Here is a 22,497-nt window from a genome sequence, read left to right as displayed (position 1 = left end):
CCGTCGGCGCGGTCAGTCCTCGTCGGCCCCGGGCAGCGCGCCGTACTCCTCGTCCGTCACCCGCTCGAGCCACTCGTTGCGGACCCCCTCGCCGGGCGTGATGAACGCCAGGTGCGAGAACCACGAGTCGGCTTTCGCCCCGTGCCAGTGCTTCGTCCCGGCGGGGACGCGGACGGCGGTGCCCGGTGTCAGACTGACCGGGTCGGAGCCCTCGGCCTGGTACCACCCGGAGCCAGCGGTGCAGATCAGGACCTGGTCGCCGCCGCCGTCCTGACCGTGGTGCACGTGCCAGTCGTTGCGGCAGCCGGGCTCGAAGGTGATGTTGTTCACCGGGACGCCGCCGTCGACCACGGGGGCGTTGAAGCTCCGCCCGGTGAAGTACTGCGCGAACGCGTCGTTCGGCTCCCCGGTCGGGAAGGGCTGCTGGAAGGTGGTCTCGGTCATCGTCTTCGTCTCCGGTCGGCGTCAGGCGGGGTCGCGCGGGGTGATCTCGACGGTCGCGGCTCGGGGTCCGGCCGCGACCATCGGGGGGAGGTAGGGACTGCCGGCGTACTTCTCCTCGTACGCGGCGTCGATGCGGGTGCCGAGGTCGGGGTCGTCGACGGCCGTGAAGGCGACGTCGTGCGTGGCGCCGTCGGCGGTGATCGTCCCCGCCCGCTGCGCGAGCGCCGCCCCGTACCACTTCCCGGACGTGCCGTTCCAGGCGCGGACGAAGACCCGGCCGTCGACGACGACCGACCGGATCCAGGTCGGCGTCCCGGGCGTCCGGCCGTCGGGTCGGAACGGGGCGATGTGGAGGTCGTCCGTCGTGGCGATCCGCTGCACGGTGTCGGCGGGCCAGGCGCTCACCGGTCGTTCTCCACGATGTCCTTGAGGACGGTGGTGGCGGCCATGCCGTTGGGCCACCCGGTGTAGAACGCCAGCTGCAGCAGGGCTTCCCGCAGCTCGTCGTCGGTCACGCCGTTCTGTCGCGCGAAGGCGAGGTGGAACCGCAGCTGGTCCGTCTTCCCGAGCGCGGTCAGCGCCGAGATGGTGACCAGGCTGCGGTCACGCTTGGAGAGTCCAGCGCGCTCCCAGACCTCGTCGAAGAGCACCGCGTCGGTGTAGTGCACCATCCCGGGGGCGAAGTCCCCGAAGGCGTCCCTGCCGCCGGTCCATCCGGTCTGCTCGTCGTCGGTCGTCATGTGGTCCTCCCGTGGTCGTCGGTACCGATCCATGCAACGGCGCACCTGCGTGCGGCGTGAGGTTCTCCGTAAACGGGGTCCGGCAGACCCTCTCTCCCGCGTCGCGGCCGTCCCTACGGTGGGAGGACGATGCACGCACCCGCCGACCTCCGAAACGACCTCCGTCCCTCCGCCACACCGGACCGACTGCCGATCGTCGTGCCGGTGCTGGCGGTCGGCACGTTCCTCATGATCACGACCGAGTTCGTCGTCGCCGGCATCCTCCCCGAGGTCGCCACCGACCTCGGGGTGTCGCTCGGCCGCGCGGGCCTCCTCATCACCGTCTTCGCCGTCGGGATGATCGTCGGGTCTCCGCTCATGACGCTGCTCACCATCCGGCTGCCGAAGCGCCTCGCGCTCCTGTTGGCGATGGCCCTGTTCGTCGCGGGGCACGTCGTCGTCGCCGTCGCACAGGACTTCACCGTCCTGCTCGTCGCCCGGTTCGCCACCGCGTTCGCGACCGGCGCGTTCTGGTCGGTGGCCTCCGTGGTCGCAGCTCGAGCTGCCGGGCCCAGGCTCGGGTCGCGGGCGCAGGGCGTCGTCGGTGCGGGCGGCTCGCTCGGCACCGTCCTCGGGGTGCCGCTCGGGGCGTTCCTCGCGCAGGCCGTCGGGTGGCGTGGGACCTTCTGGGCCATCGCCGCCGCCGCGGTCGTCCTCGCGGTGCTGGTCGCACGGTTCGTCCCGCAGGCGACCGGAGCGGCCGGGCACACCTCGATCCGCGGCGAGTTCTCGGGGCTGCGCTCCGCACGGCTCTGGTGGACCCTCCTCGCCTGCGTGACGACCACCGGCGGGGTGGTCGCCGCCTACTCGTACATCGCGCCGCTGCTCACCGACCGGGCCGGCGTCCCCGCACAGTTCGTCCCGGTGGTGCTCACCGTGTTCGGCGTCGGCTCCTTCATCGGGACGCTCCTCGGCGGACGCTTCGGCGATGCCCGACCCGGGCTGGTCACGATCGTGACCCCGGCAGCGAGTGTCGTCCTGCTCCTGCTGATCGGACTGGTCGCCGGCCAACCGCTCGTCACCGCGGTCCTCGTCGGCGTGCTCGGCCTGTTCGGGCTGAGCGCGAACGGCGTGCTCATCAACACCGCGGTGCACGCCGCCGGCAGCGCGGCACCCCTCGGGGCGGCCCTCACCGTGTCGGCGTTCAACCTGGGCACCGCCATCGGGACCTCGATCGTCGGCGCGATGCTCACCGTCACCGGCGTCGCCGGTCCCGCGCTGATCGGGGCCGGCATCGTCGCCCTGACGCTCGTCCCCGTGGTCGTGATCGCGGTCGGCGCCGACCGGCGTCCGACCGCGCACCGCGCGCCGGACTCGATGTCCGTCAACTGACCACGCGCGCCGCCCGCCGGGGGCCATCCGTGCCTCCCGGCCGACCCACAGACCGACAGACCGACCGACGGACCGACGGACCGACGGACCGACCGACCGACGGACCGTCTACGCCCGGCGCCGCACCCGCGGGTCGACGAACGCGTAGACGATGTCCACGATCATGTTCGCGACGACGATGAGCATCGCCGAGAACAGCGTGAAGCCGACGACCACCTGCAGGTCGAGGGTGTGCACCGCGTCGATGAGGAGCGCCCCGAGACCCTGCATCGAGAACACCTTCTCGGTGATGACCGCACCGCCGAGGAGCGAACCGAGGTCGAGTCCGAACAGGGTCACCACGGGCAGGATCGCCGTCCGGAGCCCGTGCCGCACGACGACCTGGCGTTCGCGGAGGCCCTTCGCGCGGGCGGTCCGGACGAAGTCCTGCGACATCGATTCGAGCATCTCCCCCCGGGTGAGACGGGCGTAGATCGCGGCACTGATGAACGCGAGGACGCACCACGGCAGGACCAGGTGCGTGAACCAGCCCACGGGGTCGTCGGTGAAGGCCACGTAGCCACTCGTCGGCAGGACGCCCAGCACGAAGCCGAACAGCAGGATCGCGAGCAGCCCGATGAGGTACGACGGCGAGGACACCCCGGCGACCGCGACGGTCATCACCGCGCGGTCCACGAAGGTCCCACGGCGCAGTGCCGAGACCGCCCCGCCGACGACCCCGGCGACGAGCCAGAGCAGCGCGGCCCCGACGGCGATCGACGCGGTGACGGGCAGGCGCGACAGGATCAGGTCGGTGACGTTCTCGTGGAGCTGGAACGAGTACCCGAAGCACGGCGCGGCGCAGTTGATGACCGACGCCCCGGAGCCGAAGGTCCGACCGGCGAAGATCCCGGCGAGGTACGCCCCGAACTGCGCGAGCCACGGCTTGTCGGTGCCGAGGAACGCCTGCACCTCGCGGAGCCGGTCCGGCGTGCAGGGCTTGTCGCAGATCGCGCGCGCCGGGTTCGTCGGCAGCAGCAGGAACAGCGCGTAGGTGATCGCGGCGACGACGAGCAGGACGACGACGGCACCGAGGACACGGACCGCGATGAAGCGCAGGGTGGTCACCGGGCACCTCCACGGGGGTCGAGGGCGTCGCGGAGCGCATCGCCGAGCACGTTGAACGCGAGGGTGACGAGGAACAGCGCGGCGCCGGGGAAGACGAGGTACATCGGGTCGGTCTGCACCCACCCGATCGCGTCGCCGATGCTCCGACCCCACGAGGGCGTCGGCGGGGTGACCCCGACGGCGAGGAAGGACAGTGCGGCCTCGGCGCCGATCATCGACGGGATCGAGATCGTCGCGTAGACCGTGATGGTCGCGGCGAGGTTCGGCAGGAGCTGGGTGCGGATGACGTGCCAGCGACCGGCACCCATCGCGGTGGACGCCACGACGTAGTTCCGCGTCACGAGCGACAGGGTCTGCCCCCGGACGACGCGCGCGACGGCCGGCCAGCCGAAGAACCCGATGACGAGGACCACGAGCACCGGCTTCGGGAACGACGTCGGCACGATCGCGGTCAGGGCGATCATGAACACGAGCGACGGGAAGCCGAAGATGACGTCGACGATCCGGGAGAGCACCCGGTCGTACCAGCCCCCGAAGAACCCCGTGGTGACGCCGACGAGCACGCCGATGACGATCGACAGCGCCGTGGCGGCGAGACCGATCCCGAGCGAGGTCCGCGCGCCGTACGTCACGATCGCGAAGAGGTCGCGGCCGGTGAGCGGCTCGACGCCGAACCAGTGCGTCCCGCTCACACCCCCGAGTGCGCCGCGGGGCGCGCCGAAGTCGTTGAGCGCGTCCACGTGGTACTTGTAGGGATCCTGCCCGCTGATCGCGGCGATGAGCGGCGCGGCGATCGCGACCACCACGAACACGGCGATGAGGACGGCGGAGGCGACCGCCCAGCGGTCCTGCCGGACGCGACGGACGACGGCCCGGAAGCCGGTGCTCCGGCCGGCGGACGCGGCGACCGGACGGTCGACGACGTTGGCGGTCACGACGCCACCCCTTCCCACGCGCGCCACGCCTCGCGACGCTCGGCCTGCCGCACGGGGTCGGCGACCGGCGCCGCCGCGAGGAGCATGCGCGTGTAGTCCTGCTGCGCATCGTCGAGCACGGCCTCGGTGCGGCCGTGTTCCACGATGCGGCCGTCGTGGAGGACGACGACCTCGTCGGCGAGCTGCCGGACGACGGCGAGGTCGTGGCTGACGAGCAGCATCCCGAACCCGAACTCGTCCTGCAGCGTGGCGAGCAGGTCGAGCACGGCGGCCTGCACCGTCACGTCGAGCGCACTCGTGGGCTCGTCCGCGATCACGACCGCGGGCCGGAGCGCGAGGGCACGAGCGACCGCGACACGCTGCCGCTGGCCACCGGAGAGCTGGTGCGGGAAGCGTTCGGCCCACGACGGGTCGAGCTGCACCGCCCGGAGCAGCTCGCCCACGCGCTCCCGACGGTCGGCGTCCGAGCGCGGGTCGTGCACGAGGAGCGGCTCGGCGATGCTCCAGCCGATCGTCTGCCGCGGGTTGAGCGAGGACGCCGGGTCCTGGAAGACGATGCCGACGCGGCTGCGGAGCTCCCGCAGGCGCTTCCCCCGTGCGGTCCGGAGGTCGCTGCCGTCCACCTCGACGCTGCCGTCGACGACGGGGACGAGCCCAGCGAGCGCACGGCCGATCGTGGACTTGCCGGACCCCGACTCCCCCACGAGACCGACGGTGCCGCCGGCGTGCAGCTCGAGGTCGATCCCCGAGACGGTCGGCTCGCCGCGGCGTGCGTAGCGCACGGCGACGTCGCGCAGGCGCGCCACCACCGGCCGGGAGGCACGGCTCGCGTCGCCGCCGTCGGCATACGTCGCGGGGGTGCCCGGCCGGGCATCCTGCGGGTCCGCCGCTGACGAGGCGGGGGCGATCCGTCCCTCCAGTGCGGGGACCGCGGCGAGGAGCTCGCGCGTGTAGTCCGCCTGCGGACGCGCGAAGACGTCGGCGACGCTCCCCCGCTCGACGGGGTCGCCGCGACGCATGACGAGCACCTCGTCGGCGACGTCCGCGACCACGCCCATGTCGTGCGTGATGAGCAGGACGGCGAGCGACCGCTCGCGACCGAGGGTGCGGAGCAGGTCGAGGATGCCCGCCTGCACGGTGACGTCGAGCGCCGTCGTCGGTTCGTCGGCGATGAGCGCCACCGGGTCGCCCGCGAGCGCCATCGCGATCATCGCGCGCTGCAGCTGGCCGCCCGAGAGCTCGTGCGGGTAGGCCGTCCGGATCCGCTCGGGTTGCCGGAGTCCGGCGGACCGGAGCAGTTCGTCGACACGGGTCGAGACGCCCGCACGGTCGAGACCGGTCGGGTGTGCCCGCACGGCCTCGGCGATCTGCGTGCCGATCGTCAGGACCGGGGTGAACGAGTTCATCGGTTCCTGGAACACCACGCCGATGCCGGCGCCGCGGACGGCACGCAGGTGCTCCGCGTCGGCGCCGATGAGCTCCTCGCCGCGGAAGCGGGCGCTGCCGGACACCCGCGCCTCGGGTGGGAGCAGGCCGAGCAGGCTCATGGCGGAGACCGACTTGCCCGACCCGGACTCCCCCACGAGGGCGAGCACCCGGCCGGGCGTCAGGGTGAACGAGACGTCACGGACGACGGGCTCCGCGTCGCCGAACGCGACGTGGAGCCCCTCGACCTCGAGCAGCGGGTCGGTCACTGCTTCAGCGACACCGTGAGGTAGTTCGGGTACGCCGGGAAGTCCGCGATGCGGAAGTTCTCGACGTCCGAGCCGGCCAGGAAGGACTGCTTCGCGTACATCAGCGGGACGACGGGAGCGTCCTCCATGATCTTCCGGTCGGCCTGCGCCCAGAGCTTCTGCGCGTCGCTCTGGTCGATCGTCGCGCTCGCCTCCTTGATGAGGGCGTCGACGTCGGGGTTGCTGTACTTCGAGATGTTGTAGCCACCGCCACCGATCTGCGAGGAGTCGTACAGCGGCTGGAGGTTGGCGTTCGCGCTCGGGAAGTCCGGCTGCCAGCTCGAGAGCGACAGGTCGAAGTCCGTGCCGTTCGTCGTCGCCTGGTTGAACGAGTCGTCGTCGAGCGGCTTGAGCGTCACGGTGATCCCGGCGCGCTTGAGCCCCGCCTGCAGGGCCTGGGCCTGCGCCAGCGTGGAGGAGTCGTTCGGCGTCACCAGGGTGAGCTTGAGGTTGCTGACCCCTGCTTCCTTCAGGAGCGACTTCGCCTTGTCGACGTCGCCCGTGGCGCTCGTCTTGTACAGGTCGTAGTCCTGGCGCCCGGCGATGCCCGGCGTGATGAGCGTCGAGGCGTACGTGCCGGCGATCGCGCCTCCGGCGGCGATGCGGAACGACTTGCGGTCGACCGCGTACTGCAGGGCCTGGCGGACCTTGAGGTCCTTGAGGTCACCGCGCTGGGTGTTGATCGCCATGTAGGTGATCGGGCCGGCCTTCGACGTGGCCAGGCGGTCCTGCGCGGCCGGGTTCGAGCGCACCTGGTTGAGCTCGGCCGCACCGAGGTAGATCGCACCGAAGGAGTCCTTCGCGTCACCGTTGTCGGCGATCAGCGTCTGCGTGACCGTCGACGGGTCCTGGCTCTCCTTGAACACGACCTTCGACGGGCCCGCGGTGCGGACGGAGTCGGTCTTCTCGCTCCAGTACTTGTTGCGGACGAGCGTGACCTGCGACCCCTGCGTGTTCGACTGCACCTGGTACGGGCCGGACGACACCGGCTTGAGGTCGTACTGTCCGGTGTTCGTGCCCTCGCCCTCCGGCACCGGCGCGAACGCCGGCATCGACGCGATCCACGGCCAGTCGCCGTAGGCCGCGTTGAGCTTGAAGACGATCGTCTTGTCGTTCGGCGTCTCGATGCTGTCGAGCGTCTTGCCGTCGAACGGTCCCTTGTACGAGTCGCCGCCCACGAGGAGCGACTTGTGGTAGCTCAGGCCACCGGTGAGCGTCGGCGCGAACGAGCGCTCGATGCCCCACTTGATGTCCTTCGTGGTGATCGGCGACCCGTCCTGGAACTTCAGGCCGTCCTTGAGCGTGTAGGTCCAGGTCTTGCCGTCGTCGCTGACCTTGCCCGTGGTCGTCGCGAGGTCCGGGACGACCTTGGCGGTCTTGCCGGGCTCGACGTCCCACGTGGTGAGGCGGCGGGCGACGAGCGCCATCGACGTGATGCCGAGGCTCTGGCTCGTCGCGGGGTCGAGGTGGAATGCGGTCTGCGTCGTGAGGATGTTGAGGGTGCCGCCCTTGGCGGTGCCGCTGGCGTCGTCCGACGATCCCCCGCCCGAGCAGGCGGTGAGCGCGAGTGCTGCTGCGACGGCGACCGCCGCGGTGGTGATCAGGCGCGTGGGGCGTCTCATGACGGTGCTGCTCCTCGTGGGGTGTGGGTGGCGCACGCGCGTGGGGTGGGCGTGCCGCTGGCCGGTGTCGGGCGCTCCGGCGGCGTCCATCCTGGCACCGCGGGCCTCGGCCGGCCGAATCTCGCGCACGACGGACGTCGCACGACGTAACGGTCCAATCGTCGTGCGACGTCACGCATTCCCGATGCGCACACATCGATCCCGCGATGCGAGACTCGGCGTCCGCTCCCCACCCGGGTCAGCGGTCGAACAGGCCGCCGAGGAAGTCGTTCCCGAGGTTCGACGCCTGCTCGCCGAGGCCCGACGCCTGCTCGCCGAAGCCGCCGAGCAGCTGCTCGCCGTCGCCGAGCAGTCCCTGTGCACCCTCGCCGAGGTCCGCGAGACCCGTGTCCGCGAGCCCGAGGTCGCCGATCCCCGACGCGATCCCCTCGAAGTCGACGCCCGAGCCGACGGCCTCGGCGAGCACCGGCCCCGCCGCGGCACTCATCACCGCCGCTCCGGCGACCGCGACACCGATGCCGCCGATGGCCATCGCACCGGCACCCACCGCGGCTCCCCCGGCGAACGCACCGCCCCTGCCACCGAGGACACGGCGCAGGAGACCCGGGCGCTGGACCTCGCCCCGGGTCGCGGCACGGGCGAGTCCGGCGGCCGAGTCGTCGCGCAGGTGCTCGTTCGGCGGGAGCTGCGAGTTCAGCCGGTTGCGGATCTCCTGCCGCTGCCCGGGGGTGAGCCGCGCGAAGGCGTCGTGGTGGACCTGCTCGAGGCGCTCGGGCGGAGCGGTGCGGAGGAGGTAGTCGTACTTCGCGATGGCCACCTTGTCGGCGTCGACCGGACCGCGCTGCTGCCCGTGCGTTCGCGGCTGCGGCTGCGTGGCCTGCTGTCCGGAGTGCTGCGGTGCCGGGGGCTGCTGGGGCTGACGGCCCCGGTCGTCGCCCGTGAGCTTGTCCGCCGCCGACCGGACGACGTCACGCCAGTCGGTCCCCCCGGACGACGTTGCTCCGTTGCTCCGCGCGCCCGCCTGCCCGCGCTTGCCCAGCTGCTTGTCGATGACCTTCGAGGCCATCCCGAGGATGCGGTTGAGGTTCGCCATGGCCCAACCTTTGTGATCACACATGTGAGCACTCAGCGACCGACCGGTGCGTGCGCCGGACGACTGGTCCCAAACTCCTGGGAGCCGCCGGCCTCAGCTCAGGATGCGCGCGAGGAAGGCGTTCCGGAAGCGTCCGATCGGGTCGAGGTCCCGCGCGAGCGCCGCGAAGTCCCCGAGCCGCGGGTACGCCTCGTGCAGTCGCTCGGCACTCGCGACCGAGACCTTGCCCCAGTGCGGCCGCGGGTCGAACGGGGCCAGGGCCTCCTCGATCCGGTGCACCGCGGCCTCGACCGCCTCCGGCTCACGGCGGAAGGTGAAGTGGATGCCGACCGACTGCCGCTCGGACGACGGGGCGAGCCAGGCGGTGTCGGGCGCGATCGTGCGCACCTCGGCGGCGATGAGGATCGGTGCGAGCACGTCCTGCAACGGGCGCAGCGCCTGCAGTGCGGACACGGCGTGCGAGGCTGGGATCAGGTACTCCGACTGGATCTCCGCCCCGGTCGAGGGGGTGAACGCCGACCGGAAGTGCGGCAGCCGTTCGGACCACGGCCCCGGCACGCCGCCCTGCTCGGTGACGCCGGCCGGGTCGTTCTCGCCGGGGTGCACCGGCCCGGTGGCGGCCCGGGCACCGAGGGCGACGAGGTCGACCGTCGGCGCGGGCTCGTCGACGCGGTGCTTCACCCACACCTGGCGGGCGCCGCGGTCGTCGAACGACGTGAAGAGCGACACCGAGTAGGCGTCGGACACCACGGCGTCGAAGTGTTCGGTCACGGCGTCCCACGGCAGGTCGAGGAACACGGTCGTCGCGACCTGGAACGAGGGCTCGATCGCGAGCTCGACGGCGGTGACGACACCGAGCGCGCCGAGTGCCACCCGGTGGGCATCGAGGGCGCCGTCCGGGCTCGACGCATCGACGCGCTCCAGCGAACCGTCGGACCGGACGACCTCGAGGCCGACCACCGCCTGCGCGAGCGACGGGTTGCGGACGCCGGAGCCGTGCGTGCCGGTGGCGACCGCCCCTGCCGTGGAGATGTGCGGCAGGGACGCGAGGTTCGCGAGTGCCCAGCCACGGGCCTCCAGGCCGGCCGCGACCTGCGCGTGCGTCGTGCCGGCCGCGACACGGACGACCCGGCGGTCGCTGTCGACGTCGAGCACGGGCGGGAGCCCGGCGAGCGTCAGCTGCGCACCGTCGGTGTCGGCGATCCGGTTGAAGGAGTGCTTGGACCCGAGCGCCGTGAGGCGCGGTGTCGCCGCGACGACGCGACGGACCTCGTCGACCGAGGTCGGCGAGAGGAGTTCGGACGCCCCGTAGGTGACGTTCCCTGCCCAGTTCGTACGCGTCGTCGCGGTCACGGTCACGAGCCTAGAACCCCCGGTCGAGTCGGTGCCAGGTCTGCTGGAGCCGGAGCTCGTCGCGGAAGCCGCGCGACGTGGTGTGCTCGTCGATGACGAGGAACTCGGTGCCGACCATCGTCGCGACGTCCTCGACGACCTGCAGGCCGACGGCGGTCGTCATGACGGTGTGGTGGGCGGCGCCCGCGGTGAGCCAGGCCTCCGCGGCGACCGGGAACGACGGGCGCGGCTCCCAGACGGCACGGCCCACGGGCAGGTTCGGCAGTGCCTCGGTCGGCGGAACGACGTCCACGACGTTCGCGGTGAGGCGGAAGCCATCCCGGGTGTCGGAGAGCGCCACGACGACGGCCTCGCCGGCGTCGGCGGTGAAGACCAGGCGCACCGGGTCGTCCTTGCCGCCGATGCCGAGCGGGTGGATCTCGAGGGTCGGCTTCGTGGTGGTGAGGGTCGGCGACACCTCGAGCATGTGCGCTCCGAGGATCTTCTCGGCACCCGGGGTGAGGTCGTACGTGTAGTCCTCCATGAGGGAAGCGCCACCGGGGAGTCCCGCGCCGGCGACGTTCATCGCGCGGACGAGGACCGCCGTCTTCCAGTCGCCCTCGGCGCCGAAGCCGTAGCCGTCGGCCATGAGCCGCTGCACCGCGAGGCCGGGGAGCTGCTTGAGCGTGCCGAGGTCCTCGAAGTTCGTGGTGAACGCGGCGGAGCCGTTCTGCTCGAGGAGGGCACGGAGCCCGAGCTCGATGGCGGCGCCGTCGCGGAGCGCGGCGCGGCGTGCACCGCCGTCGCGCAGGTCGTCCACGACGTCGTACTGCTCGTCGTACTCCGCGACCAACGCGTCCACCGCGGCGGTGTCCGCTGCTGCTGCGTCCACCGCGGCGGCCAGCTCGTTCACCGCCCAGGTGTTCACCTGCACGCCGAGCTCGATCTCCGCCTCGGTCTTGTCGCCCTCGGTCACGGCGACGTAGCGCATGTTGTCGCCGAAGCGGGTCAGCTTGAGTTCGCGGACCGCAGCCGCACCGGCAGCAGCGCGGGTCCAGTTCGCGACGCGGATCTGCACCCGCTCGTCGGACACGTGCCCGACCGCGGTGGCGTGCCGGACACCGAGACGGGCGAGGGCGTAGCCGAACTCGCGGTCGCCGTGCGCGGCCTGGTTGAGGTTCATGAAGTCGAAGTCGATGTCGCCCCACGGGAGCGCGACGTTCGCCTGCGTGTGGAGGTGCAGCAGCGGCTTCGTGAGCGCCTGCAGCCCGCCGATCCACATCTTCGCGGGGCTGAACGTGTGCATCCAGGTGGTCACGCCGATGACCTTGCCGTCGGCGCTGGCCTCGATGAGGGCGCGGCGGATGCCGTCGGCGTCCTTGAGGACCGGCTTCCACACCAGCCTCACCGGCACGTGCGGCGCCAGGGTCTCGTGCACGGCCTTGCTCTGCCGCTCGACCTGACGGAGGGTCTCCTCGCCGTAGAGCCCCTGGGAGCCGGTGAGGAACCAGACCTCGTAGCCCGCCAGCGTTTCGGCGGGGTCGACGACGTGCGTCATGAGAGCGCTCCTTCGGGGTTCTGTCCGTAGACGTTCTGGTAGCGATCGAAGAGTCGATCGATGTTGTCCTGGGCGATGGGGACGACCTCGCCGCCCTGCTTCGCGATGTGCACGGTCCGCGCGACGTCCTCGCACATCACCGCGGCCTTCACGGCGTCCTTCGCGTCGCGCCCGATCGTGAACACGCCGTGGTTCTGCATGAGCACGGCACGGCTCCGGTGTCCGCTGAGGGTGTCGACGATGCCGTGCCCGATCGAGTCGTCGCCGATGATCGCGAACGGGCCGACCGGGATCGGACCGCCGAACTCGTCCGCCATCGCCGTGATGACGCACGGGATCTCCTCGGCGCGCGCGGCCCACGCGGTCGCGTACGTCGAGTGGGTGTGCACGACCCCGCCCACCTCGGGCATGTTCCGGTACACGTAGGCGTGCGCCGCGGTGTCGGAGGACGGGCCGTGCGCGTTGCCCCACCCGTCCGCCGGCACGCCGTCGAGGGTGCAGACGACCTGGTTCTCGGGGCGGAGCTCGTCGCTCGACACCCCGCTCGGCTTGATCACGAACAGGTCGGTGCCCGGGACGCGCTCGGACACGTTGCCGCCGGTCCAGATCACCAGGCCGTAGCGGACGAGCTCGCCGTGCAGGGTGGCGACGCGTTCGCGCGCGGCGGCGACGGCCGCCTTCGTCTCGTCGGTGGTCGGGTCCGTCATCGTGTCGGCTCCTTCTCGGTGCGTGCGTCGTCCGCGTGGTCGCTCGGGTCGGCCTGGGCCCCTGCCGCCGGTTCCGGGTCACCGCGCCAGCGGGGATCCGGCCGTGCCGGTGGGGAGAGGCGCGGCTCGGCACCGTCGGCCGGCTCGCCGGGGTCGGTCGGTGCGCTGGTGCGCGTGGCCGCTGCCGCCACGTCCTGGACGGGCAGGGCGGCGCGGTACCGGTCGAGGTAGTCCCGGAAGCCGTCGACGTCGCGCTGGTCGGGCTCGGCGACCTGGACGGCGTCGCCGCGGAACACGGTGTCGGCGAGGAAGTCCGCCAGCGGCCGGTCGGTGTGCTCGAGGTACGCCGCGAGGACCGCGATCCCCCAGGCCCCGCCCTCGCCCGCGGTCTCCTCGAGGGCGACGGGCACGCGGAGGGCGGCGGCGAGCAGGCGCTGCGGCGCACCGGGCGTCCGGAACAGGCCGCCGTGCGCGGTCATCCGGTCGACGGCGACGTGCTCGCCGTGCAGGACCTCCATGCCGATCGCGAGGGTGGCGAAGGCGCCGTGCACCTCGGAGCGGACGAGGTTGCCGAGGGAGAAGCGGGAACCGGGCGTGCGGAGGAGCAGTGGTCGGCCGTCCTCGACGCCGGTCACGGGCTCACCGGCGAGGTAGTTGAAGGACAGCAGGCCGCCGGCGTCCGGGTCGGCGTCCTCGCCCGTTGCTTCGCCGAGCAGGACCGCGTAGACGTCGTCGACGTCGACGGCCGGACCGCCCGTTCGTGCGCTCGTCGCCGCCGCGAACCGCGCGAACACCCGCGCCCACGCGGCGATCTCGCTCGCCCCGTTGTTGCAGTGCACCATCGCCACGGCGTCGCCGGACGGCGTGGTGACCACGTCGAGTTCCTCGTGCGGGGTGCTCAGCGGGCGTTCGAGGACGACCATCGCGAAGATGCTCGTACCGACGCTGACGTTGCCGGTCCGAGGTGCGACGGCGTTCGTCGCGACCATGCCCGTGCCCGCGTCGCCCTCCGGCGGGCAGAACGCCACGCCGGGCTCGAGCGTGCCGGTCGGGTCGAGCCACGCGGCGCCCTCGGCGGTGAGCGCCCCCGCCTCCTCGCCGGCGACGAGCACCTCGGGCAGCAGCGCACGGAGGTCCGGCACCCGCTCGCCGAGCAGGTCCTGCGTGGTCGCGAGCATGCCGGCGTCGTAGTCCCGGTGGCCGGGGTCGCCCGGGGCGCTCTCGACGGGCGCGGAGTCGATCGGGAACAGGCCGCTCGCGTCGCCGACGCCGAGGACGTCCCGGCCGGTGAGGCGACGGTGGACGTACCCGGCGAGCGTCGTGATCCCGGCGATCTGCGCGATGTGCGGCTCGTCGTCGAGGACGGCCTGGGCCAGGTGGGCGATGGACCAGCGCTGCGGGACGTTGAAGTCGAGGGCGGCGCTCAGTCGCTCGGCGGCCGGGCCGGTGGAGGTGTTGCGCCACGTCCGGAAGGGCACGAGCAGCTCGCCGTCCGCGTCGAACGCGAGGTAGCCGTGCATCATCGCGGAGACACCGGCGGCGCGGAAGGTGGTCGGGCGGACGCCGTACTGCCGCTCGACGTCGTCCACCAGGTCGGCGTACGCGGCCCGGAGCCCGGTCTCGACGGCGTCGAGCGAGTAGGTCCACCGGCCGTCGACGTACTCGTTCTCCCACTCGTGGGAGCCGCTCGCGACGGGGCGGAGGTCCTCGTCGACCAGGACGGCCTTGATGCGCGTCGAGCCGAGTTCGATGCCGAGGGTGGTCCGGCCGTCCACGACCTGCCGAGCGGCGTCGTCACCCATGTCGTCCTCCAGACGTCGTCGTCCTGCGTGAGCGCTCACATCCTGGCACGTGAGCGCTCACTCGCGCAACGCGGCACGCCCCGGGGCCGCCCCGCTTCCTCGAGCGGTCGCGACACCCCGCACGCGCGGCGCCCGACGGTCACGATGTGTCGCTCGACCGCGCCGAGACCGACACGAGGTGACCCCTCGCCGGAGCCGAGCCGGGCGTCACGACCTCGCGGCTACGCGCCGACGGTGCTCTCGCGCACCACGAGCGACGGCGTCACGGTCGCCGAGGTCGCCGTCCCGCCGTCGATCAGCTCGAGCAGCGTCCGCCCCGCCACCCGTCCGAGCTCCTCGAGCCGGAGGTCGACCGTGGTGAGCGGCGGACGGGACGCCAGGGCCATCACGTCCCAGTCGTCGAACCCCGCGACGGCGACGTCACCCGGGACGGACCGCCCCGTCTCGCGCAGCCGGTCGCACACGCCGCGTGCGATCTGGTCGCTCCCGGCGACGATCGCATCCACGTCCGGAGCGGTCCGGGCCAGCAGGTCGACCGCCTGCCGACCCCACCGCTCCGACCACTCCCCGTACGACGGCGGACCGACCAGGTGCTCGCCGAGGACGCGTGCAGCACCCTCGACACGTCGCACCGCCGACGCGTGCCGCTCCGGGCCGGTGACGATCGCGACACGCCGCCGCCCCAGGCTCAGCACGTGGTCGGCGACCATCGCGGCACCGGCGGCGTCGTCGAGGGTGACCGACACGTCAGCGGGGTCGGTCGACGGCGTGAACGCGTACACGACCGGCACCGGGACGTCGATCGGCGGGCGCGCGTCCGCCGACCGACCGGTGACGATCACACCGTCGACACCGCGCGCGGCGAGCGACCGGAGGTAGTGCGCCTCGCGGACGTGGTCGTCGCGGGTGTCGCAGAGGAGCACGGCCATCTGACCGGCGGAGAGCGCGTCCTCGGCGCCGAGCAGGACCGGGATGGTGAAGCGTCCGAACGAGTCGGTGGTGATCATGCCGACCGTGTACGTGCGTCCGGAGGACAGCGCCCGTGCACGCGCGTCACCGACGAAGCCGAGCTTCTCCGCCGCCTGCTTGACCCGCTGCCGCGTCGACTCACGGAGCTGTCCGGTGTCGTTGAGCGCCTTGGACGCCGTACCGATGGACACCCCGGCGAGCGCCGCGACGTCGCTGATCCGGACGGGCGGAGCGACTCGGTCGATCGTCACGGCAACTCCTTTCCGGATCGGCTCGGGTAGCGCGATCATACGCAATTCCCGGCAGTCCGGGGTTGCGCAGCGCCGGAGCGTGACGTACGGTCAGCGCCAGAAACCGTTTTCCGGCAACGTTGGCACCTCGACCCCGAGGCCATCGATCCCGTGACCGGAACGGCACCGGCATTCGCAAGGAGGCGACATGACCACCACGCTCGCGACCGACAGCCGCGCGCACACCGCGACCCCGGTCCTCCCGACCGACGGTGCGCACCTGACCTTCCGGCCGCTCCCCGCCGGGGCGGCGCGGATCACAGGCGGGTTCTGGGCGCTCCGGCAGGACCGCAACGGGCGGGACGCGATCCGCAGCGGGTACCACCAGCTCGAGGCCGCCGGGAACTTCCGGAACCTGCGCATCGCCGCGGGTGACGAGGAGGGCGAGGCTGTCGGACCGATCTTCATGGACTCCGACGTGACGAAGTGGCTCGAGGCGGTCGCGTGGGAGTACGGGCGCGCCCCCGCCGAGGACCTCCTGGCGCTCCAGCGCGAGGTCACGGACCTCTACGCCCGCGCCCAGGCCGACGACGGGTACCTCGACTCGGTGCAGCAGGTCCGCGGGAAGGGCGAGCGGTACGTCGACCTCAAGTGGAGCCACGAGCTGTACTGCGCCGGCCACCTGTACCAGGCAGCGGTGGCGCAGCACCGCGCGACCGGCGACACCGGTCTGCTCGACGTCGCGACGAAGAACGCCGACCACCTGGTCGCCACGTTCGGTGACGGACCGGGTCGGACCGTCGACATCGACGGGCACCCCGTCGTGGAGATGGGGCTCGTCGAGCTCTACCGCGAGACCGGCACCCGCGCCTACCTCGACCTCGCGCACTGGTTCGTCGATGCGCGGGGGCACGGCATCATCGAGCGCGCGGGCGGCGAGCCGACGTACTTCTCCGACCGGGTCCCGGCACGCGAGGCGACGACCGTCGAGGGGCACGCGGTCCGTGCCGTGTACCTGGCGGCCGGAGCGGTCGACGTGGCGATCGAGACCGGTGACACCGAGCTCCTCGCCGCGAGCGAGCGCCAGTTCGCCGACATGATGGCCACGAAGGCGTTCATCACGGGCGGCCTCGGCGCACGGTGGGACTACGAGGCCTTCGGTGACCCGTACGAGCTGCCGACCGACCGCGGCTACGCCGAGACCTGCGCCGCGATCGGCGGGGTCCAGTGGGCGTGGCGGCTGCTCCTCGCGACCGGGGAGCCCGTCTACGCGGACGCGATCGAGCGTCTGCTGTACAACGCGTTCCTCGCGGGGGTGAGCCTCGCCGGCACGGAGTACTTCTACGTGAACCCGCTGCAGCAGCGGGACCACGCGCACCAGGACGAGAACCGCTCCCCCGCGCACGGCCGCCGCGGCTGGTTCGACTGCGCCTGCTGCCCGCCGAACATCATGCGCACGTTCGCGAGCCTCGACGGCTACCTCGCGACGGCCACCGACGGCGGTCTCCAGGTGCACCAGTACGCCACCGCCGACCTCGGGCCGGTCCGCGTCGAGACCGGGTACCCGCACGACGGCCGGGTGGTCGTCACCGTGACCGCGGACGGTCCGCTCGCCCTCGGGCTGCGCATCCCCGCGTGGTCGGACACCACGACCGTGACCGGACCGGACGGCGAGGCGTCGCCGGAGCCGGGCACCCTGCACGTCCTCGACCGCACGTGGACGGCCGGTGACACGGTGGAGCTCGTCTTCGACACGACGCCGCACCGGTACGTCGCCGACTCCCGCATCGACGCCTCGCGCGGGCAGGTCGCGATCGAGCGCGGTCCGCTCGTCTACGCGGTCGAGCAGGCCGACCAGGAGGGCTTCACCGTCGACGACCTGACGGTCGACCCGTCCGCACCGATCACCGAGGAGCGGCGCGACGACCTCCTCGACGGCGTCGTCACGCTGCGCGTGCCCGGCTCCGCGCCCTCGTCGCACGAGCAGGCAGCGTGGCCGTACCGCCGGATCGACGCGACCAGGACGGGAGGCGCGACACCGGCTCTCGACGCGACCAGCGTCGGCGGCTCGACCGGTGGCGCCGGGGGCGAGCCGCGCCTCCCGGCCGACACGGCGAGCACCGACACAGCGAGCACCGACACAGCGAGCACCGACACGGCGCACGCCGTGACCGCGACCGCGGTCCCCTACTACGCCTGGGCGAACCGCGGAGCCGCGCCGATGCGCGTCTGGCTGCCGATCGCGCGGTGATCTGATGGACCGCAGAGCGTTCCTCGTGGGTGGCCTCGCCGGAGCCGCCACGCTCGCCCTCGCGGGGTGCTCCGGCACCCTGCCGAAGGTCGACGCGCAGGTGGCGAGCTTCGGGAAGGGCGCCACCGGCACCGTGCAGGTGTGGTGCCGCGCGGCGACCCAGGCCGGGCTCACCGCGACCGTGGCCGGCTTCAACAAGGCGAACCCGGAGCTGCAGGTCGAGCTGACGCCGGTGCCCGACGGGCAGTACGTCACGAAGCTCGCGACCGCGATCCGCGGAGGCGAGCCGCCGGACGTGGTGGACCTCGACGACATCAACTCGCAGCTGTTCATCTTCCGCGAGGCCTTCGCGGACCTGACCGACGTCGTGAAGGGCCTCGACTACTTCTCCGAGCTGTCTCCGGGGCACCTCCGGCTGCTCGAGTACCGCGACCGGTACTACGGCCTGCCGTACCTCGCCGACAACTCGCAACTGTTCGTCAACACCGAGCTGTTCGAGCGTGCCGGGCTCGACGTCGACGACTCCACGAAGGACCTCGACTCGCTCCTGGCCGCGGCGAAGGCGCTCCGGAAGGTCGCGGACGACGTCTACGGGTGGTCGATCGCGGGCAACTCGGCCGGCATCATCGGCTTCGTCACGCAGCCGCACGTCTGGGCGACCGGCGTCGACATGATGTCGGGTGAGGTCGGGTCCCAGAAGCCGAACATCACCGGCAACGACGCCCTCGAGCGGATGCTCGAGTTCTACCGGGAGCTGTGGAAGGACGGCGTGCTGTCGAAGGCCGCGTTCTCGGACGCCGGCACGACGTGGGGGGCCGATTTCCGCGCCGGCAAGGTCGGCATCTTCCCGACCTCGTACGGCGCGACCGTCCCCGCTGCCACGAAGTCGATGCGGGCGAAGATGCGGACGGTGCTCATCCCGTCGTGGGACGGCAAGCGGTCGTTCTTCGACGGCGGCGACAACATGTGCATCCCGAACGGAGCGGCGAACCCCTCGGGCGGCTGGGCGTTCATGCGGTACGCGAACGGGCTCGGTCCGCAGCAGGCGCTCCCGGACGGCGGCTACTTCCCGACGCGCTCGGACGCAGCCACACCGGCGTACCGGAAGCGGTACCCGCTCGCCTCGGGTCCGCTCGACGCGATCGACAAGGGCTACGCGCCGCGGACGCTCGCCTACAACCTGCTCGTCAACCAGCCCTCGTCGCCGTACTTCGCGATGTTCCGCGAGGCCGTCTTCGGCGCCGGGGTCGGCCCGGCCATGCGGGCTGCACAGCCCGAGTACGAGCGGATCCTCGACCAGGTCCAGGCCTGACCCGCACCGTCATCCCGTCGCACAGAGAGGTGCACGCATGTCGACCATCCCCGCCAAGCGCACGTCGGGCTCCGCATCCCGGTCCCGCCGCTCGGGAGCCGGGCGCTCCACCGTGGGCGGCCGCCGTCCGGCAACCCGGAACTCGCTCACCCACCCACCCCGCACCGGAGCGTTGCTGGTCACCCCGGCGATCGCGTTCGTCGCGGTGTTCGTCCTCGCACCGCTCCTCTTCGCGCTGTACATCTCGCTCACGAACTGGCCCCTGATCGGCCCGTACCGGTTCATCGGGCTGCAGAACTACCTCACGCTCTTCCAGGACCCGACGTTCGTGCACGCGATCGGCTACACGCTGCTGTACACGGCGATCGTGACGGTGCCGATCCTCGCGCTCGGCTACTTCCTCGCGGTGGTCGTCCGCGCCCGGCGCCGAGGCAGCACGTTCCTCCGGACGGTGTTCTTCCTGCCGTACGTCGTCGGGCTCACGACCCTGAGCTTCACCCTCGTCCTCGAGGCACAACCGAACTCGGGCGCGGTGAACATGGTGCTCCGCTGGCTCGGGATCACCGACGGCAGCACGGCGTGGCTCGTCAACGGCCCGCTCGCGACGCTGCTGATCTGCGTCCTCGTGGTGTGGGCCGTCTCCGGGCTGACCATGGTGCTGCTCATGTCGGCGATGCAGGGCGTGCCGGACGAGGTGTACGAGTCGGCGCAGCTCGAGGGCGCGTCGTGGTGGCAGACCGAACGGCTCATCACGTTGCCGATGATCCGGTCGACGGTCGCGCTCAGCGTCATCATCTCGGTGATCGGGTCCCTGCTCGCGTTCAACCAGTTCTACATCCTCACCCAGGGCGGACCGGGCACCGAGACCACCACGATCGTGAACGCGATCTACAACCGCGGGTTCGTGAACCTGCAGCTCGGCGCGGCGACCGCGGAGTCGATCGCCCTCGTCGTCGTCATCGCCGCCGTCACCGTGTTCCAGTTCTGGGCACTCCGCGAGAAGGACTGAGCCATGAGCACCACGACCACCCCGTCGACCATCGCCGCGGCCGACCTCTCCACCCGCGCGGTCACGACCGGCGACGGACACCGGCGTCGGCACCACCAGGGCAGCGTCCGGCACCCGCGCGACACGGCCGTCAAGCGGACCCTGTACGTCATCGCCGGCGTCGGCTCGGCCCTCGTGTTCGGCGTCCCGCTGATCTGGGCGATCCTGCGGGCGTTCCAGCCGGAGTCGGTGATCACGCAGGCACCGGACCCGGCGACGTTCTTCCACCTCACCTGGCAGAACTTCCAAGCCGTCTTCAGTCCGTCCGCACGCCTGCTCTCCGGCGTGATCAACTCGCTCGTGGTGTCGATCTCGACCGCTGTGCTCACCGCGGTGCTCGCCACGATGGCCGGGTACGGGTTCGCCCGCTTCCGGTTCCGTGGCGCGGGCCTCGTGTTCGGACTGGTGCTGCTCACGATGATGGTGCCGTTCCAGGCGATCCTCACGCCGCTGTACCTCGAGATGAACGCCATGAAGCTCACGAACTCGCTGCTCGGCCTCGTGCTCTTCTACACGACGGTGAACCTGCCGTTCGGGGTGTTCGTCATGCGGAACGCGTTCGAGTCGATCCCGACCGAGCTCGAGGACTCGGCGTTCGTCGACGGCGCCTCGCGCTTCCGGGTCGTCGTGTCGGTCCTGCGTCCGCTGCTCCTCCCCGGGGCTGCCACCGCTGCGCTCTACGCATTCCTGGCGTCGTGGACGGAGTTCCTCGGAGCGCTGACCTTCCTGACGAAGGACTCGCTCTACACGCTCCCGGTCGCGCTGCTCAACCTGCAGACCGGGGCGTACGGGCAGGTGTCGTACGGGAACCTCGTCGCCGGGTCGGTCGTGGCGATGATCCCCTGCATCGCGCTGTACGTGGGCCTGCAGCGGTTCTACGTCGCCGGACTGTCGTCGGGTGCGCTGAAGGGCTGACCAGCCGACGGCGGACGGGAGGCGCGGGCCGGGTCGGGCCCACGCCTCCCGTCCGCCGTTGCGTGCGCCGACGGCTCCGTCGCGGCAGCGCCGACGGCTCCGTCGCGGCAGCGCCGACGGCTCCGTCGCGGGCTGCGCGCTACGCGCTCCGCCGCACCACCAGCTCGGGGGCGATGAGCCGGTCGTCGTGGGACTGACCCTCGACGAGCCGCCGCACCGAGGCGAGCACCCGCTCCCCCATCGCCATGAAGTCCTGCCGCACCGACGTGAGCGGCGGCGTGAAGTGGGCGGCCTCCGGGATGTCGTCGAAGCCGATCACCGCGATGTCGTCGGGGACGCGGAGACCCTCCTCGGCGAAGGCGTGCAGCACGCCGAGCGCCATCTGGTCGTTCCCGGCGAAGACGGCATCGACGGTGTGCACGTCGATCGACTGCGCCGCACGGAAGCCGCTCGCGGGGGTCCAGTCGCCCTCGAGCACGATCGGCTCGAGCCCCCGGTCGGTCATGATCCGCTCGTAGGTCGCCCGGCGCACCTCGGACTCCTGCGAGACCGAGGGCCCGGCTATGTGCACGATCCGACGGTGTCCCGCCGCGAAGAGGTGCTCCATCGCGAGGGTGGCGCCCGCGGCCTGGTCGATCGCCACGGCGGCGACGTTCGGTGCCGCTCCGGTCCGTTCGGCGTCGCGCTGCACGGCGTTCGCCACCACGACGGGCACCGACACGGGGACGGTCAGCGAGGCCAGGGCGTCGAGCACACGGTTGTCGGCGGCGACGAGCACGACCGCGGCGACGTCCTGCGCGAGCAACGAGGCGAGCGCGCCGGAGAGGTCGGCGGGTACCGGGTCCTCGGGCAGGGTCGACAGGAGCACGTGGTAGCCGGCGGTGCGGGCGGCACGTTCGAAGCCGATCGCGGTGCTCGACGGCCCGTACAGGGCGTCGCCCGTGCTGACGAGCCCGAGCGCGCGGCTGCGCCCTCCGGCGAGCGCTCGTGCGGCGGCCCGCGGACGGTACCCGAGCTCGGCGACGGCGGCGACCACCTGGTCGCGGAACTGCTCGCGGACGGTGGGATCGCCGTTGATGACACGGGAGACGGTCTGGTGCGAGACCCCGGCACGCTCGGCGACGTCGAAGATCGTCGGCGCCTTGCGGCGCTTGCCCTCGTGGGCCGTCGTGGTCGTCACGTGGGAAACCGTACCCCCGGAACGGGGCCACGACGAAAGGTCGCGAAACGATCACGACGAGTTGACACCCCGTGAAACAACCCACATGATGTGAGCGCTCACTTTGAGCAGCACCCAAGGGGCACAGCAGCCCGAACCCAGCGCGTCG

Annotated in this window: 19 protein-coding genes; 5 read left to right on the top strand and 14 right to left on the bottom strand. The window is 72.0% G+C overall.

Going from position 1 to position 22,497, the window contains the following annotated elements; translation table 11 throughout:
- Positions 1–12: 12 nt before the first annotated feature.
- From QPJ90_RS09585 to QPJ90_RS09575, 3 genes are read right to left on the bottom strand one after another with little or no spacing between them, the layout of a single operon-like run.
- The gene (locus QPJ90_RS09585; protein WP_290131020.1) at positions 13–444 is read right to left on the bottom strand and encodes a cupin domain-containing protein; all 432 of its coding nucleotides are present in this window, start codon (positions 442–444) and stop codon (positions 13–15) included.
- Positions 445–465: 21 nt separating this feature from the next.
- Positions 466–849, bottom strand: coding sequence for a DUF2255 family protein (locus QPJ90_RS09580; RefSeq protein WP_290131019.1), 384 nt, complete (start codon positions 847–849; stop codon positions 466–468).
- A complete protein-coding gene (locus tag QPJ90_RS09575) occupies positions 846–1,184 on the bottom strand; it encodes a carboxymuconolactone decarboxylase family protein (protein ID WP_290131018.1) in 339 nt (112 codons plus the stop codon). Before QPJ90_RS09575 ends, QPJ90_RS09580 begins: the two co-directional genes overlap by 4 nt.
- Before the next feature lie 129 nt (positions 1,185–1,313).
- Between QPJ90_RS09575 and QPJ90_RS09570 the strand changes: the two genes are divergently transcribed.
- A complete protein-coding gene (locus QPJ90_RS09570; protein ID WP_290131017.1) occupies positions 1,314–2,555 on the top strand; it encodes an MFS transporter in 1,242 nt (413 codons plus the stop codon).
- A gap of 108 nt (positions 2,556–2,663) precedes the next feature.
- Here the strand turns inward: QPJ90_RS09570 and QPJ90_RS09565 are convergent, their stop codons facing one another.
- From QPJ90_RS09565 to QPJ90_RS09520, 10 genes are all read right to left on the bottom strand, one after another.
- The gene (locus tag QPJ90_RS09565) at positions 2,664–3,662 is read right to left on the bottom strand and encodes an ABC transporter permease (RefSeq protein WP_290131016.1); all 999 of its coding nucleotides are present in this window, start codon (positions 3,660–3,662) and stop codon (positions 2,664–2,666) included.
- A complete protein-coding gene (locus QPJ90_RS09560) occupies positions 3,659–4,597 on the bottom strand; it encodes an ABC transporter permease (RefSeq protein ID WP_290131015.1) in 939 nt (312 codons plus the stop codon). Before QPJ90_RS09560 ends, QPJ90_RS09565 begins: the two co-directional genes overlap by 4 nt.
- Positions 4,594–6,291: an ABC transporter ATP-binding protein gene (locus tag QPJ90_RS09555; RefSeq protein WP_290131014.1), complete on the bottom strand. Its 1,698-nt coding sequence runs from the start codon at positions 6,289–6,291 to the stop codon at positions 4,594–4,596. Before QPJ90_RS09555 ends, QPJ90_RS09560 begins: the two co-directional genes overlap by 4 nt.
- On the bottom strand, positions 6,288–7,952 hold the full coding sequence (locus tag QPJ90_RS09550; protein WP_290131013.1) for an ABC transporter substrate-binding protein: 1,665 nt from the start codon (positions 7,950–7,952) through the stop codon (positions 6,288–6,290). Before QPJ90_RS09550 ends, QPJ90_RS09555 begins: the two co-directional genes overlap by 4 nt.
- A gap of 238 nt (positions 7,953–8,190) precedes the next feature.
- The gene (locus QPJ90_RS09545) at positions 8,191–9,045 is read right to left on the bottom strand and encodes a cation-transporting ATPase (protein WP_290131012.1); all 855 of its coding nucleotides are present in this window, start codon (positions 9,043–9,045) and stop codon (positions 8,191–8,193) included.
- 93 nt (positions 9,046–9,138) lie between these two features.
- Positions 9,139–10,398, bottom strand: coding sequence for a D-arabinono-1,4-lactone oxidase (locus tag QPJ90_RS09540; RefSeq protein ID WP_290131011.1), 1,260 nt, complete (start codon positions 10,396–10,398; stop codon positions 9,139–9,141).
- A gap of 10 nt (positions 10,399–10,408) precedes the next feature.
- A complete protein-coding gene (araA, locus tag QPJ90_RS09535) occupies positions 10,409–11,935 on the bottom strand; it encodes an L-arabinose isomerase (protein ID WP_290131010.1) in 1,527 nt (508 codons plus the stop codon).
- On the bottom strand, positions 11,932–12,642 hold the full coding sequence (locus tag QPJ90_RS09530) for an L-ribulose-5-phosphate 4-epimerase (protein ID WP_290131009.1): 711 nt from the start codon (positions 12,640–12,642) through the stop codon (positions 11,932–11,934). The genes araA and QPJ90_RS09530 overlap by 4 nt, the downstream gene beginning before the upstream one ends.
- The gene (locus QPJ90_RS09525; RefSeq protein WP_290131008.1) at positions 12,639–14,444 is read right to left on the bottom strand and encodes an FGGY-family carbohydrate kinase; all 1,806 of its coding nucleotides are present in this window, start codon (positions 14,442–14,444) and stop codon (positions 12,639–12,641) included. Before QPJ90_RS09525 ends, QPJ90_RS09530 begins: the two co-directional genes overlap by 4 nt.
- A 221-nt stretch (positions 14,445–14,665) precedes the next feature.
- On the bottom strand, positions 14,666–15,664 hold the full coding sequence (locus tag QPJ90_RS09520) for a LacI family DNA-binding transcriptional regulator (RefSeq protein ID WP_290131007.1): 999 nt from the start codon (positions 15,662–15,664) through the stop codon (positions 14,666–14,668).
- A gap of 187 nt (positions 15,665–15,851) precedes the next feature.
- On the opposite strand from QPJ90_RS09520, the gene QPJ90_RS09515 reads away from it, so the two are divergent.
- From QPJ90_RS09515 to QPJ90_RS09500, 4 genes are read left to right on the top strand one after another with little or no spacing between them, the layout of a single operon-like run.
- A complete protein-coding gene (locus QPJ90_RS09515) occupies positions 15,852–17,894 on the top strand; it encodes a beta-L-arabinofuranosidase domain-containing protein (protein WP_290131006.1) in 2,043 nt (680 codons plus the stop codon).
- Between the two features lie 4 nt (positions 17,895–17,898).
- The gene (locus QPJ90_RS09510) at positions 17,899–19,206 is read left to right on the top strand and encodes a sugar ABC transporter substrate-binding protein (RefSeq protein WP_290131005.1); all 1,308 of its coding nucleotides are present in this window, start codon (positions 17,899–17,901) and stop codon (positions 19,204–19,206) included.
- 37 nt (positions 19,207–19,243) lie between these two features.
- A complete protein-coding gene (locus QPJ90_RS09505) occupies positions 19,244–20,215 on the top strand; it encodes a sugar ABC transporter permease (protein WP_290131004.1) in 972 nt (323 codons plus the stop codon).
- 3 nt (positions 20,216–20,218) lie between these two features.
- Positions 20,219–21,169 (top strand): carbohydrate ABC transporter permease, encoded by a 951-nt coding sequence (locus QPJ90_RS09500; RefSeq protein ID WP_290131003.1) that lies wholly within the window; start codon positions 20,219–20,221, stop codon positions 21,167–21,169.
- Positions 21,170–21,308: 139 nt separating this feature from the next.
- On the opposite strand, the gene QPJ90_RS09495 is transcribed toward QPJ90_RS09500, so the two are convergent.
- The gene (locus QPJ90_RS09495) at positions 21,309–22,349 is read right to left on the bottom strand and encodes a substrate-binding domain-containing protein (RefSeq protein WP_290131002.1); all 1,041 of its coding nucleotides are present in this window, start codon (positions 22,347–22,349) and stop codon (positions 21,309–21,311) included.
- Positions 22,350–22,497 lie beyond the last annotated feature (148 nt).

This window comes from Curtobacterium sp. 458 (assembly GCF_030406605.1).
Taxonomy (GTDB): domain Bacteria; phylum Actinomycetota; class Actinomycetes; order Actinomycetales; family Microbacteriaceae; genus Curtobacterium.
The sequence above is the reverse complement of the archived record's forward strand: the minus strand, read 5'-3'. Positions and strand labels throughout refer to the sequence as shown.